Origin of the sequence: Providencia sp. Me31A, assembly GCF_050487165.1 — a bacterium.
Classification (GTDB): Bacteria; Pseudomonadota; Gammaproteobacteria; order Enterobacterales; family Enterobacteriaceae; genus Providencia.
This window is the reverse complement of the sequence record NZ_JBKQGZ010000029.1, coordinates 12,959-26,567: the sequence shown is the minus strand read 5'-3', so window position 1 is coordinate 26,567 and position 13,609 is coordinate 12,959. Positions and strand designations below refer to the sequence as shown.

At 36.3% G+C, this 13,609-nt stretch carries 11 protein-coding genes; 8 read left to right on the top strand and 3 right to left on the bottom strand.

Features of this window, described 5'->3' with window-relative positions:
* Nucleotides 1–172 precede the first annotated feature (172 nt).
* On the bottom strand, nt 173–2,290 hold the full coding sequence (locus tag ACLPIE_RS19610; protein WP_430263403.1) for a TonB-dependent siderophore receptor: 2,118 nt from the start codon (nt 2,288–2,290) through the stop codon (nt 173–175).
* A gap of 838 nt (nt 2,291–3,128) precedes the next feature.
* Between ACLPIE_RS19610 and ACLPIE_RS19605 the strand changes: the two genes are divergently transcribed.
* Nucleotides 3,129–3,611, top strand: coding sequence for a hypothetical protein (locus ACLPIE_RS19605; RefSeq protein ID WP_430263402.1), 483 nt, complete (start codon nt 3,129–3,131; stop codon nt 3,609–3,611).
* A gap of 1,229 nt (nt 3,612–4,840) precedes the next feature.
* Here ACLPIE_RS19605 and ACLPIE_RS19600 read toward each other — a convergent pair.
* Nucleotides 4,841–5,521 carry a hypothetical protein gene (locus ACLPIE_RS19600; protein WP_430263401.1) on the bottom strand — a complete coding sequence of 227 codons (681 nt, stop codon included), beginning with the start codon at nt 5,519–5,521 and terminating at the stop codon, nt 4,841–4,843.
* Between the two features lie 1,008 nt (nt 5,522–6,529).
* On the opposite strand from ACLPIE_RS19600, the gene ACLPIE_RS19595 reads away from it, so the two are divergent.
* Entirely contained in the window at nt 6,530–7,156 is a 627-nt protein-coding gene (locus tag ACLPIE_RS19595) for a fimbrial protein (protein ID WP_430263400.1), read from the top strand.
* A 651-nt stretch (nt 7,157–7,807) separates the two neighbouring features.
* On the opposite strand, the gene ACLPIE_RS19590 is transcribed toward ACLPIE_RS19595, so the two are convergent.
* Nucleotides 7,808–8,104, bottom strand: coding sequence for a hypothetical protein (locus tag ACLPIE_RS19590; RefSeq protein WP_430263399.1), 297 nt, complete (start codon nt 8,102–8,104; stop codon nt 7,808–7,810).
* A gap of 528 nt (nt 8,105–8,632) precedes the next feature.
* On the opposite strand from ACLPIE_RS19590, the gene ACLPIE_RS19585 reads away from it, so the two are divergent.
* The 6 genes from ACLPIE_RS19585 to mdcE all read left to right on the top strand — a co-directional run bounded on the left by ACLPIE_RS19585 (nt 8,633) and on the right by mdcE (nt 13,545).
* Complete coding sequence (locus ACLPIE_RS19585) at nt 8,633–8,776, top strand: hypothetical protein (protein WP_430263398.1); 144 nt, start codon at nt 8,633–8,635, stop codon at nt 8,774–8,776.
* A gap of 321 nt (nt 8,777–9,097) precedes the next feature.
* A complete protein-coding gene (gene mdcA, locus ACLPIE_RS19580; RefSeq protein WP_430263397.1) occupies nt 9,098–10,753 on the top strand; it encodes a malonate decarboxylase subunit alpha in 1,656 nt (551 codons plus the stop codon).
* Nucleotides 10,753–11,610 carry a triphosphoribosyl-dephospho-CoA synthase gene (locus tag ACLPIE_RS19575; RefSeq protein WP_430263396.1) on the top strand — a complete coding sequence of 286 codons (858 nt, stop codon included), beginning with the start codon at nt 10,753–10,755 and terminating at the stop codon, nt 11,608–11,610. The genes mdcA and ACLPIE_RS19575 overlap by 1 nt, the downstream gene beginning before the upstream one ends.
* 9 nt (nt 11,611–11,619) lie before the next feature.
* Entirely contained in the window at nt 11,620–11,919 is a 300-nt protein-coding gene (gene mdcC / locus ACLPIE_RS19570) for a malonate decarboxylase acyl carrier protein (protein WP_430263395.1), read from the top strand.
* Nucleotides 11,912–12,745, top strand: coding sequence for a biotin-independent malonate decarboxylase subunit beta (locus tag ACLPIE_RS19565; protein WP_430263394.1), 834 nt, complete (start codon nt 11,912–11,914; stop codon nt 12,743–12,745). The genes mdcC and ACLPIE_RS19565 overlap by 8 nt, the downstream gene beginning before the upstream one ends.
* Nucleotides 12,745–13,545, top strand: coding sequence for a biotin-independent malonate decarboxylase subunit gamma (mdcE, locus tag ACLPIE_RS19560; protein WP_430263393.1), 801 nt, complete (start codon nt 12,745–12,747; stop codon nt 13,543–13,545). The genes ACLPIE_RS19565 and mdcE overlap by 1 nt, the downstream gene beginning before the upstream one ends.
* Nucleotides 13,546–13,609 lie beyond the last annotated feature (64 nt).

Here is a 13,609-nt window from a genome sequence, read left to right as displayed (position 1 = left end):
AGGGTTAATTATTCTGCGCGAGAATAGCTGCGCGGTAAAACCCATAATAAAATAAGTGATAAAAAATATCTGGAAACATAGGATCAATGCACTATCTGATTATCATTCTTAATTGCTAACACAAGTAAGGCCATATCTCAATTTGATATAGCCTTGAGCGTCTGTTTTCGCTTTACCAAGCGTAATCAAAGGTGACAGTGCCTGTTCTTCCTATACCATAGAAACAGGCATCACTCATTCCACAGGATGAAACATAATGTTTATCCATTAAATTATTAACGTTTAATTGTATCGTAGCGCCTTTTAAAGAAGGAGATACATGAGCAAGATCATAACCAATCATTGCATCATACAGTGTGACTCCGGGGACAGAAAACCCATTATCAGCACCAGCCTTACTCGACCCAATATATCTCACTCCAGCCCCTGCTTTAAATCCATCTAGCATCCCTGTATTTTCTTGATATTGGCCCCATACTGACATCATATTTTTAGGAATACGGGGAAATTGTTTACCTTTTTCAGCACTATTTGCTGTTTCAAGTACTTTAGTTTTTGTGTAGGAATATGCTCCAGTCATTGCAAATTTATCGGTTAATTTACTATTTATCTGGGCTTCGATCCCTTTGCTTTCTCCCTTGCCGATAAGTGTCATATAGCCTAATTCAGAGTCGTATTTAGGAATGTTTTTTTGCTCAATATGATATAGCGATAAAGTAGCAAGCGTATTTTGGTCTGGGGTCAGATATTTAATTCCGACTTCCGTTTGTTTTGCTGTTTTAGGATCAAACGGCTTACTCTCAGGTTTTCGATTGGTCGCAAGGTTGGGTTCAAAAGACGTACTATAACTAATATAAGGGGATATACCATTATCAAACGAATATAATAAACCTATTAAACCCGTTAATTTTCCATCATTTTGTTGCGATTGGTTGTTGATTGTTCTGTCTGTTGTTCTTACTTTGACCCAGTCATAACGTGTGCTAGCTAATAAATTCCAGTTATTCCACTCAACTTGATCTTGAATATAAATACCAATTTGATTGCTTTTTTGTAATTGGTCAGTGGATAGTGTTTGCTTGGAAGTATCTATTGGCTGATATTGAGGGTTACGCCAGTCAATATCATAATTGCCGCTTCTATCACGCCAAAACTGTTTATCCTCTTTAGTCCATTTATAATCGATACCTGCTAATAGTGTTTGAGAAACCCCCTTACTGTCGATGTAAAAATTTAAGTGGGTATCAACGCCAAATGTATTGAGTTTTGTTTTTTCATGTTGAGCCATGCGCTTTAACACATAAGGGTAGTTTTTGGCGTTATCAGCTAAAGTGTTAAACACGAGGTAATTATATTTTTCATCGATTTCGGCGTAGCGTGCCTTTTGTACTAACGAAATTCTATCACTGAAATTGTGCTCAAATTCATATCCAATACTGCGCTGTTTTTGTTTGGAAACATTATAGTCGGGATTACTTATATTAAAGTCTTGCGGAATTTTTCCTTCAGGTGTTGATTCAAGAGTTCCCAATTTTGGCAGGAAATTTCGATAACCATTTTTCGGTGCATTTTGTAAATAAGTCAGAAGAGTAAAAGAAGTGTTCTCATTAAGAAATGTTATTGCTGGAGCGATGGCATATTTTTCTTCTTCGTAGTCCCGTACTTGAGTATCTTTCTTTTTAGCCAAGCCATTTAAACGATAGAGTACATTGCCATCATCCGTTAATTTACCCCCTAAATCAAAAAAGCCTTCTGTTTTATTTCGATTACCTGCTCGTAACTGAATTTTATTAATACGCTGCGTAGTTGGTTTTTTACTTGTCATAGCAATAACCCCACCAGGGCTTATTTGCCCGTATTGAACAGAGGCAGGTCCTTTGATCATTTCAATTCTATCCAAAAACCAAGGCTCGGTTGTCCCCATAGATGAGGATGCATTTCCTCCGAAAGAAATACCATCAAGAACTTTATTTGCATAATCAAAACCGCGGCTGAATACTTCATCATTACGATTTGAATCACCACGATATTCAGTTACCACTCCAGGTGTATACCTGAGCGCATCAACAACAGTTTCGGCGGCTCTGTTTTCTATCTGAGTTTTGGTCACCACATTCACTGTCTGTGGTAGTTTTAATATCTCAGTATCATTTTTGGTTGCAGACGATGTCGTTATTGCAGTGTATGGATCTTTGGAATTTGGCGCAGTGATAACCAAAACATCAGCTGCGGAAGCAAGTGGTGACACGATTAATAGTGGTAAAACTAATAATTTATTTTTTTTAAACATGATAATACCTGTTCATCCCTATTTTTAGTGTAGTCTTTTTAAGAGAGTGTGAAAAACTAAGCGCATACGGTTGTTTGCTAACCCTATTTTTTGATTTTTCAGGGGGTTCAAGAAGATAAATTTCCTTTTGCTGTTAATGCTTATATCTTCGAGACTGTCGCTATTGCGGCATAAATAAACCTGAATTAAATCAAAATCATCTATAGTAGTAGATGTAATAAAACAAAATCATATAGTTATGTTATTGGCATATTTTTCCGTTCGACTATTTTGAACATCTAAAGTTAACATTTTATATGATAATGATAATCAATCAATATATTGTGTAGCAAAGTTAAACAATTAATTTTAAATTTAGGAATGCCAGCTCTTTGAAAAGTTAGGGTTAATTCAGGCTGTATTGATGGCTTTACAGGCCAAATGATCTCAACCATCCTATTTGAGAATGTTAAAGTACATGCAGATTCTTTTTTGTCAGACTAGTCGTTTTTTGTTTACTACTTTAGTTGTGTTAGATGTATATCGTTAAGGGAAGGCTTATTTACGTTTGTGGGTTTCAGGTGATCATTTCTATATAGGTTGTTATAATCGCCGAAATATTGTCTTATACGTCAGTGTTGTTAAGCTTCAAGCTTTGTATATTAAGACGGATTAGATTGCGAAATATAGGCACATTGTTTAGGCGCTTAGTTGCTGTGAAAATATAAAAAGGAGGAGTCTAGTCGTGGAATATTTATTTTAGTGAGTTTTTATTTTCAGAATGTTTAAGATGATTTGGTAATAAAATATAATATTAAATATATTACAACATTAATTTAACAAAGAACATTAAATCACTATGCTATTAGTTCACAATCGATTCAGCTTAATGGCTATCATTATTGGTGCATTCAGTATTCTGGTCATACTGGTAAATCAAAGCCTTGAACGAGAATATGACCAATCAAAACCTAAATTAGAACAAGTTGTTCATAAAAAGGTAAGTGGAATAAAAAAAGCTGCAATGGATGCAATTAGAGGGAAAGAGTATCAGGCTCCTATCACTGATCCTGCCAGTGAACAACGAGAGGCTTTACTTAATAAAATTGAATTATCAAAACAAGTGAGTGTAGGGCTTGGCCTATTTGGCGTTTTTTTTGCTGCTATTTCATTTATCCGTCATGAAAATAAAAATTCAGGTCGAATAGCGTTAGCGTTAAATGGTAGCATTCTCACTTACTCTCTTTTATTGTATGCTGCGACGGGGTTGGCTAGCATTATCGCTATTTTAATCATCATTTGGTTAATTGGACATTTCTTTGATTTTTTTAGTATTTGTTAACTAAAATTATATGTTCTTAAGCCTCACATTAAATAATATGTAGTTAAGTGGCCAAAAGTTGATGGCGTCTAAGTCTACATATATACGATTATTTTTATGATTGCTTTTGTCTGGATGTAGAAGTTATACATCAAAAAAATGAATCATCTACATTTCACAGCAACGATTTTGTTTGTATTGATTATCAAACGCCTTATAATCCCTAACCTAAATAATCAAGTGTTATAGTTTAGAAAATATTAATTTATAACCTCTATTTAGTATTATGCATTAGATCTTACATATTTCTCTGATTTTATACCCTTTTATTATATTTAAGGAATATCCTATTAGAAAAATTTTATTTACGTTGGTTGTTCTTTGTTTTATTCCTGCCTGTTTCGTTTGGTAAAACAACGCAACAAAAAGAATTAAAATGTCGACAAGGACTTGGGTACAGTTGCTACACCGGAGGCGGTGACTATGAAAGAGGGAGATATTGTCAGGTAAGATTATAAAAAAGCCAAAGAGTTATATGAAATAGGGTGGAATATGGATGAGCTACATACTTGCACTCGATTAGCTAAAGAAGCGTTTGGACAAGCTTGCGATAAAAATAACAAATAAGGGTGTAAGGAGTACCGAATAATGAATGATGGGAGCGAGTGCTAGCGGCTATTAGGCTGAATGTGGTGAGTTAGGAAATAGGTTTAATAGTTTAACGGGTTAATTATGATGTTTTTGATTTCCTATCTTGCTAAATAATAACTGTTTCATATCATCATTACCATAAGATGTTATTTCTTCAACTTATAATCGCATTCACTGAGGTTACAAGTTAATAGAGAAATAAAAAAATATTTTCTGGTGTTAAAATAACGAAATGAAAATTAAGTATTTTCGCCGCAGAGTCGTGTAGCCAAAACATGCTCAAGTCATTTTCCTCAGAAGCCCACAGTTTATAAATGTTATTTTTATTATAACACACGTGGTACTGATTGAACTTTCATCTAATGGCCGGTTAGTAATAACGTAAGTATATAATTAATATTATATTTTAATCGTCTAGCCTTAACAATGAGACCTGCTATCCAATCTAAAGGAAAATTGAATCCGATACCAAGTTGTTATTGCCTTAGAATTTCAAGTACTAGCAATACTGCCTCGTGACCTCATGGGGGAATTCAGGGTTGTGTTAGCGACTCATAAACCGTGAAAGTAGTACCCCTTAACATGTCTAACATGAAAGGTTAGTATGCTGCCGCACTCTTTATGCTGGTTCTATCATACATTTCAAATGTATCTAAAGAGGAAATTTTTTTTGAATCATTCAAATTTATCTGCACCGTCATTTGTGTTTTTATGTAGTTGTATTTGCAATCATAACCAGACCAGCAATTTTTGCTTTTTTCTTCTTCAGTAGCGTATTTTTCGGTGTAGTAGTAGTAATATGTACCAATGGTATTGGGACGGTTAAATTGATATTGCCTTCCCCAATCATGATGAAATGAAATGGTCAATGCTTGTATGTCTATGTGAGTTAATTTATATCCTTCAAGAGCTGGAATTGAAATTGAAAATTCTGTTTCGAGGGGAGATTTGAATGGAATATCAACAACGCTTATTGCACGATAACCATTGATTAGACTGGGCTTTTCATACCAAAAGGTCACTTCGACATTTCTATTTAAATCACTGTTTTGGTTTGCCCACATTTTGTCTTTCGAAGTGATAATTAACGTTCCATAAGAGTCATATTGCTTTAACTCACTGATTTTTATATCCTCGGATTTATATTTTAAATCAATAAAAAAATCAGTGTATGGCTGGTTCATAAAGTCTTGCTTGTATTTTATTGTGATAAAAATGTGGACAGCAAGTAATGTAACTACAATAGCAGCAATGATTTTTTGTTTTATCGTTAAACTCACTCATAATCCCTATTCAGTTAAATGACATCATCATTGTGGCAGGCTAAACTTACTTGCCTGTAAAGTAAATGGTTAAGTCATTTATTATTGTTTGCTATGCCTCCATTACTAGGGTTTAAGGCTATATTTCAATATTGAGGTAAATAAAAGAATGAATACCAATAGAAGAAAGGCCTTCCATACACTTTACACTTTCGGTTAAAACTCTTGTAACGAGTGATGAGGGGGGAGTGACTTCAAGTGCAACTCTATAGCGATATTTATTTCTGAACATGATACGCCTATGTGTTGGCCTTAGGTAAGTTGTGAAAATGATACTCAATTTCAAAAAGAGTATTAGATGATGAGATTGAAAATATACTTACGATCAAATAAAAGATAAGTTTAATAAATAACGGAAATTATATAAAATCGGAGTAAGCGAGTTATCTTTCTTTATTGAGGATTAATAAATTAAAAGATCATTGTAATATGAAAATCTCATTTGAACTGAACAATAAATGCGTTTATATATGTTTTATTAAAAAAACATTTAATATAAATTTAATCAGTGATTAAAAAACAAAGAAAACACAGAGTTATAAAACTTTTAATAGTAAATAATCATGATGCAATTAACTAAGTATATTTTACATGATTTAAGTGTAATAACTTAATAATTATAATTATTTGGCTTGTATTTTTGTATATATACTTATTGTAGTGAAGTTTTTAATTTATTTTCCTTCTTATCATTTTGTTTGATAAGGTTATTTTGCTATAGTACATTAAATGAAATACAAATTTTAAATAAAACATTTTGTTTGAAATTAGTTTATGTATTATGATGAATATCTTCCAGATGATTAACGTTTTAAATATTTTCACAAATTAAAATTGAGTTTTAATTTTCAAAACATTAATAGAGAAACATTTGCTAACATTTGTTGGTATTTAAATGATCCTTTATTGGTTTTATTTAATAAACAAATCTATGCGAATTCTACTCTTTAATTAGAGGAACATATAATGAAAAAACTATTATTAACCGCTATGATTGCAACAAGCTGTTTCTCCCTAAACTCATTAGCTGCAACAGATACAGTTGGTGGTGGGCAGGTCAATTTCTTCGGAAAGGTCACTGATATTTCGTGTACTATCTCCGTTGACGGGCAAGGCAGTAATGCAAGTGTATATTTAGCCCCTGTTTCAATTAAAGAAGTGACAGCAGCTGCGGCTCATACTTATTTAAAACCAAAGTCGTTTGTTATTGATGTGACAAACTGTAAGCAAACAGCTAAGGTAGGGGATGAAAACACTGATACTGCTTTAATGATGAGCCGGATAGGTGTGTATTGGGATGGTGGTAATATATTACAAAACCCACCAGCTGGTGCTGAAGGGTATTTAGCGAATACAGAATCAACGGGCGCTCAAAATATTCAACTTGTTTTAGCAACAAAAGATGCAGCTTCTTTAACTGGCACTAAAATCATTCCAGGTGACCCAAGCCAGCCAAAAGTCACTAGCGATTTAACATCTATTAAAGATGGTGCAAGATTTACATATTTTATTGGATATGCAACTCCAACACCATCAGATGTTTCTACAGGTTTGGTTAATAGCTATGCAACCTATGAGATAACGTATCAGTAATGTTGACATTATTAGTGTTTCTGGCGGTAGTTTCCACTACCGCCTTTAAAAGAGGTGAATATTAAACTTCTAAGTATATTTAATGTATTACTATTTTTTATTTGTTATTTTTTATGAGTTAATAACTTTATTGTTGATGGAGCACGATGTGTTTACTCTAAAAATGACAAAGAAATTACTATTTAATTAAATAGCCCATGACTAGCTCTGATTTGCCTTAATGAAGGCACCCCAAAAAATTCCCCTGAGACAATTAAAATACCTTTCAGATAATGTCACCGATAGCAAAATTGCAGAGGTTTTAGCAAAAATAAAAGTGAGATACACTGATACAAGTATTAGCCTAATATAAAAAATAAAATTATATTTTTTATATTATTGTTTTTCCTCTCTAAAGCTTGTGAAAAATAGGCTAGTGGGCAATATGCCTGCACACAAGACAGATCATAAGCATATCTCGCTTACCTACTTATTGATGATGCATATAATAGAGCTGAGTACCTTTACTACATGACTTTAAGTAGGTAAGGCACCCAAGCTTGCATTATAAGATTTGTTTCTGTGAAAGTTTTATCAATAAAGTAGCGGTGCAGATTTCAATTTACTGAAGAAATAAATTAGCTGATTAGGGGATTGTTTATAACGCCTTTTCTATAAGTAGAAAGCAGTAGCCACTGCATTATTCTGATCAATCTTAGATAAACTAATTCCAGATAGTTTAATCGAGTTAACTGCAATTAAATTTTCCCCTAATGCGTTTAATGTATGAGAATGATGCGCATTTTTGCCATTTTCACGACAAATTGAAGTCAATTGTTTGCCTTTCATTTGATATAAGCATGACTCTTCGTAAATATACCCGCCAAAATAAACCGTTCCACCGCTATTTGCTTGGATATTAGTAGAAACTAAAAAGAAAGAAAATAAAACGTAAAATGCGTATTTCATTGTGTATAACCTTTTTTTAACACTGTATTTTGGGTGGATGTTATTTATTTAAGTAAAATATGAAGCGTATAATACTATATAACCAGTCTAAATGAGAAGTAAATGCAATAAATATCCATCAATAAAAGATATAGTATTTTTTATTTGGTTTTGTGTGGTTTTTTTTATTTACTTTCAATGTAAATACAATGTTAATTGGAATATAAATTTTTGATGTTTATATTCCATTTTCATGTACTAGTTAACTTGTATTTTTACCAATTTGATACATAAAAAATAAAACTAATTGATATTAATGAGAAAAATAAGTCTATCGTGATTTTCTCTTAATGTTGTTTTTTTAACAAAAAAATAGTCATTGTTAACTAAATTGTTAATGCGGTATTAGATATCTTATTTGTAGCGCTATTATGTTTACTTTTGATATTGAACTATAATTTAATCTTTTAATTCAATGTATTAAAATGAAATAGATATTTTTCTAAGAAAAATAGGCTGCGTCATAGAATAATAAAAGGAAATACCAGTATGAAAATATTGGTTTTATTGATCATCCTATCGGCATCATTGCACAGCACGCTCGGTGCTATCAGCTGTATTCATTGCGCTGATGGGCTCAAGTTGAAATGGTGTGGATGTTTCGTAAATAGCCAGCAACAGGTACTTGGCTGAAGGAGGGCGCTTTAAAATTAAAACCGATACTGAATTAAGAATCTGTTTTTTACCATCATAATATGTATTTAAATTAGTGAAATTTGATTTAACTTATGTCATCTATTGTGTCCACAGTTCCTTTCTTTGTGATTAGCATTAATTAAATTTAGTCATGTCTATTTTTATAGTTTAAAAATGAATGTAAAAACAATGGGTTAACTTGATAGTTACCTTTATGCTAATGTTCCAATTTTTTGATTGATTGATTATTATCCGATCAAGATGCAACCTACCTCAGTATTAGCAATCAAAATGATTTGCTTAATCAGGAGGTTAATAATGTTATCTAATAAAGCCCCAGCACGCGTTTGGAACACACGACGTACGGAAAAACAGCGTCGTATGGCATCTATACCAGTGCAAGGAAAGGTTCTACCAACGGCAGACTTAGTTGAAATCCTAGAAAAGCTACTTGTGTCGGGTGATCGTGTTGTCTTAGAAGGTAATAACCAAAAACAAGCGGATTTTCTCTCCCGCTCACTGGCTGAAGTTGACCCTTCGAAAGTTCATGACCTGCATATGATTATGCCCAGTGTTGGTCGAAGTGAACATTTAGATATCTTTGAAAAAGGTATTGCTCGTAAGTTAGATTTTTCATTTTCTGGCACTCAAAGTACTCGTATTTCTCAGCTTTTAGAAGATAATCAACTGGAAATTGGTGCTATTCATACTTATATCGAACTTTATGCCCGTCTTTATGTTGACTTAGCGCCTAATATTGCTTTAGTTGCAGGCTTTAAAGCTGACAGGAATGGTAATCTTTATACAGGGCCAAGTACTGAGGATACACCCGCACTAGTCGAAGCAGCTGCGTTTCATGATGGGATTGTCATCGCTCAAGTCAATGAATTAGTTGAAAATGAATGTGACCTACCTCGTGTTGATATCCCCGGCTCTTGGGTTGATTATGTTGTCGTTGCTGATAAACCATTCTTTATTGAACCTCTATTTACCCGTGACCCTCGCCTTATTAAACAAGAGCATATATTGATGGCAATGATGGCTATCAAAGGAATATATGCTGAGCATCAAGTCCAATCATTAAACCATGGTATTGGCTTTAATACTGCCGCCATTGAGTTATTACTGCCAACTTATGGTGAACAGCTAGGCCTACGAGGAAAAATTTGTAAACACTGGACATTAAACCCTCATCCAACACTAATCCCTGCAATTGAAAGTGGCTGGGTAGAAAGTGTGCATTGCTTTGGTGGTGAATTGGGGATGGAAGAGTATATACGAGCTCGTCCAGATGTATTTTTTACGGGTAATGATGGCTCTATGAGGTCAAATCGTGCTCTTTGCCAGCTTGCAGGCCAGTATGCCGTAGATATGTTTATTGGTTCTACACTTCAGGTTGACGGTTTAGCTAATTCCTCAACAGTGACTAGAGGTCGCTTGTCTGGTTTTGGTGGGGCGCCAAATATGGGGCATGACCCTCATGGACGTCGTCATGCTACTCCTGCTTGGCTAAATATGATCACTGAGCCAGATCCAATGAAGCGTGGTAAAAAATTGGTTGTTCAATTGGTTGAAACTTTCCAAGCGGGTGTAAAACCTACATTTGTTGAAAAGTTGGATGCTGTTGACGTTGCGAAAGCATCAGGAATGCCATTAGCACCAGTGATGATTTATGGTGATGATGTCACTCACGTACTTACTGAAGAAGGTATTGCTTATCTCTATCGCTCTGAGAGTTTGGAAGAACGTCGAGCTATGGTTGCTGCTGTAGCGGGTATTACTGATATAGGTTTAGGCGTTGATACGAAACGAGTCGCTGAGTTACGTAAAAGCGGCAAAGTTGTCTACCCTGAAGATATTGGCGTTCGCCGTACTGATGCTAACCGTTCATTATTAGCTGCAAATAGCGTTGCTGACCTTGTTGAATGGTCCGGCGGGCTTTATAACCCACCGGCTAAGTTTAGGAGTTGGTAATGAAACTTTTACCCCAGATTCAGGTTGAAGGAATGACAGAATGGCTAGCAGAGACAGCCACTCAATGTTTAATTGATGAAGCTCGATTAAGCCCAAAGCCTGGTCTGGTGGACAGTAGAGGCAATGGAGCGCATAACGATTTATCTCTGGCACTAATGGAACGTTCTGCGTATAGCTTAACCCCTACTTTTCAAGCGCTTGTGCAACAAAGCTGGCTGCGCCCAGTCGATATTGCACTTAGGCAAACTATAGGGCGACTTGGTCGTGAAGGCGAACGACAGATGATGTTAGCGACTCAAGGTGTGAACACGCATCGTGGTGCAATTTGGGCGTTAGGATTACTTCTTAGTTCTGTGGCAATACTTGGCGGTACTGGTCGTGCTCAGGAAATAGTCGAAGTAGCCGCAATGTTGGCAATATTACCCGACGATGCTGCTCCGAAAGTCTTTAGCAAAGGGTTATGTGCAACTCACCGTTTTCGTGTACCTGGGGCTCGTGAAGAGGCTCAGCAGGGTTTTCCACATATCATGCAGCATGCTTTACCTCAGTTACGACAAAGCCGGTTAAATGGTAGCAGTGAAACTTGCGCTAGACTTGATGCATTAATGGCAATTATGACTTCACTTTCAGATACTTGTGTTCTTTCTCGTGCTGGAATGCAAGGGCTAAATGCGATGCAAGAAGGCGCTTTAGCTGTACTTCGAGCGGGTGGTAGTGCTCATCCTGCGGGTAAACAAGCACTGGAGCAGCTAGATAAGAAAATGTTGTCACTAAATGCCTCGCCAGGCGGTGCTGCTGACTTACTTGCAGCCACATTATTCATTGATCATATTGAATCGCCCTATTTAAAGAATTAAGAGGATGTTATGGAACATATTACGTTAACTGTACCTGCTAGTCGTAAGTTAAGCGGCAAAGCACTAGCAGGCGTTGTAGGCTCAGGGGATATGGAAGTGCTATTCATCGCTGACCAGAGCCAAGCATTAACCATTGATATCACTACATCTATCGATAATAGTCATAAACGTTGGGAGGTATTATTCGATCGTTTACAAAAAGTGAGTAGCTTACCCGCAGGAAAAATGACTATCCATGATTTCGGTGCAACACCAGGTGTAGCACGTATTCGTATCGAACAAGTTTTTGAGGGGGTAAATCATGCGTAACGACCGAAGTTTTATAGAGTTAAATGCCCGCCAACGTGCACACGCATTGCTAGATGAAGGGAGTTACCGCGAATTACTTGATCCTTTTGAAGGCATTATGTCTCCTTGGTTAAGTGCTCAGGGTATTGTTCCACAAGCAGATGACGGTATGGTTGTCGCAAAAGGAACTATCAACGGTAAATCATCTGTCGTAATCGCGATAGAAGGCGCATTCCAAGGCGGCAGTATGGGAGAAGTTTCTGGTGCCAAAATGGCCGCTGCACTTGAGCTTGCTGCCGAAGATAACCGTAATGGTATTCCCACTCAAGCCGTTTTGAGTTTAGAAACTGGCGGAGTACGTTTACAGGAAGCAAATTTAGGCCTAGCCGCGATTGCCGATATTCACGCTGCTATTGTTGACCTTCGTCGCTACACTCCAGTTGTCGGTATTGTTGCTGGTACGGTTGGCTGTTTTGGTGGGATGTCTATTGCTGCGGGTTTATGTAGCTATTTGATTGTTACTCGTGAAGCTCGTTTAGGTCTTAATGGCCCACAAGTTATTGAACAAGAAGCGGGTATTGAAGAATATGATTCACGCGACCGTCCATTTATTTGGAGTATGACCGGTGGTGATATTCGTTATCAAAGTGGATTGGTCGATGACTTAGTTAATGATGGCGTCAACGATGTAAAAGCGGCAGTAAGCAAAGCATTAGATAAAGGCATTCCAAAGCAATACCGTACAGATAATTATAACTGGTATCTCGATCGTTTAATGCATTTTGACACTAAAAAGCAAGCAGACAAAAAACAAATTCAAGCCCTCTTCGCACAGGAGGATAAATAATGACTAATTCAATTAGCCGTGGCGAATTATGGTTACAAGCTCTCGCACCAAAAGCAAAACGTTTAGATGGTTTATGTCCATCTGTTCAGGTCGCTGATGGAGAGTTAAATGGAGAAATTGTTCGCTTTATTTCCGTAGTGCCCGATTCAAATAATCACTTTCCAAGAGCAGCGAAAGGAGAGGTAGGACTGTTAGAAGGTTGGACTCTAGCTAAGGTCGTTAGTGAAACGATTGCTGAGGATGCGAACAAATCAGTTAAACGACCTATTGTGGCTATCATTGATGTTCCAAGCCAAGCTTATGGGCGTCGAGAGGAAGGATTTGGTATCAATCAAGCGCTTGCTGGTGCAGCAGCAGCCTATGCAAATGCACGAATTTCCGGCCACCCTGTTATCGGGTTAATTGTAGGTAAAGCGATGTCTGGTGCATTTTTAGCTCATGGCTATCAAGCAAACCGTTTAATCGCATTCAACGATAAAGGTGTACAAATCCATGCCATGGGCAAAGAATCAGCCGCTCGTATTACATTGCGTACGGTTGAGTCATTGGAGAAATTGGCCGCAACAATCCCGCCAATGGCATACGATATCAATAACTACGCAACATTGGGATTGCTCTCAAAACTGCTGGATATTAGCAACCCGGATGCTCCAGTTGAAAAGGATTTGACGCTAGTCAAGAGTACTTTACAACAAGCTATCAGTGATGCACGTCAAGATCCTTCACTGAAAAGTCGTTTAGGTGCTGATAATCGCCGTTATTCTCTCCTTGTGCGTGAGCGCATGAGAGCGAGTTGGTAAGAAGTATTATAAATATTGCATAAAGTATGTCTCCACGGGCGTTCATTGTACGTCCGTGCTATCA

Coding starts and splice junctions, on each gene's coding strand:
- ACLPIE_RS19590 (WP_430263399.1), bottom strand. CDS start 8,104: ATGAAATACGCATTTTACGTTTTATTTTCTTTCTTTTTAGTTTCTACT.
- mdcC (WP_430263395.1), top strand. CDS start 11,620: ATGGAACATATTACGTTAACTGTACCTGCTAGTCGTAAGTTAAGCGGC.
- mdcA (WP_430263397.1), top strand. CDS start 9,098: ATGTTATCTAATAAAGCCCCAGCACGCGTTTGGAACACACGACGTACG.
- ACLPIE_RS19610 (WP_430263403.1), bottom strand. CDS start 2,290: ATGTTTAAAAAAAATAAATTATTAGTTTTACCACTATTAATCGTGTCA.
- ACLPIE_RS19565 (WP_430263394.1), top strand. CDS start 11,912: ATGCGTAACGACCGAAGTTTTATAGAGTTAAATGCCCGCCAACGTGCA.
- mdcE (WP_430263393.1), top strand. CDS start 12,745: ATGACTAATTCAATTAGCCGTGGCGAATTATGGTTACAAGCTCTCGCA.
- ACLPIE_RS19585 (WP_430263398.1), top strand. CDS start 8,633: ATGAAAATATTGGTTTTATTGATCATCCTATCGGCATCATTGCACAGC.
- ACLPIE_RS19605 (WP_430263402.1), top strand. CDS start 3,129: ATGCTATTAGTTCACAATCGATTCAGCTTAATGGCTATCATTATTGGT.
- ACLPIE_RS19595 (WP_430263400.1), top strand. CDS start 6,530: ATGAAAAAACTATTATTAACCGCTATGATTGCAACAAGCTGTTTCTCC.
- ACLPIE_RS19575 (WP_430263396.1), top strand. CDS start 10,753: ATGAAACTTTTACCCCAGATTCAGGTTGAAGGAATGACAGAATGGCTA.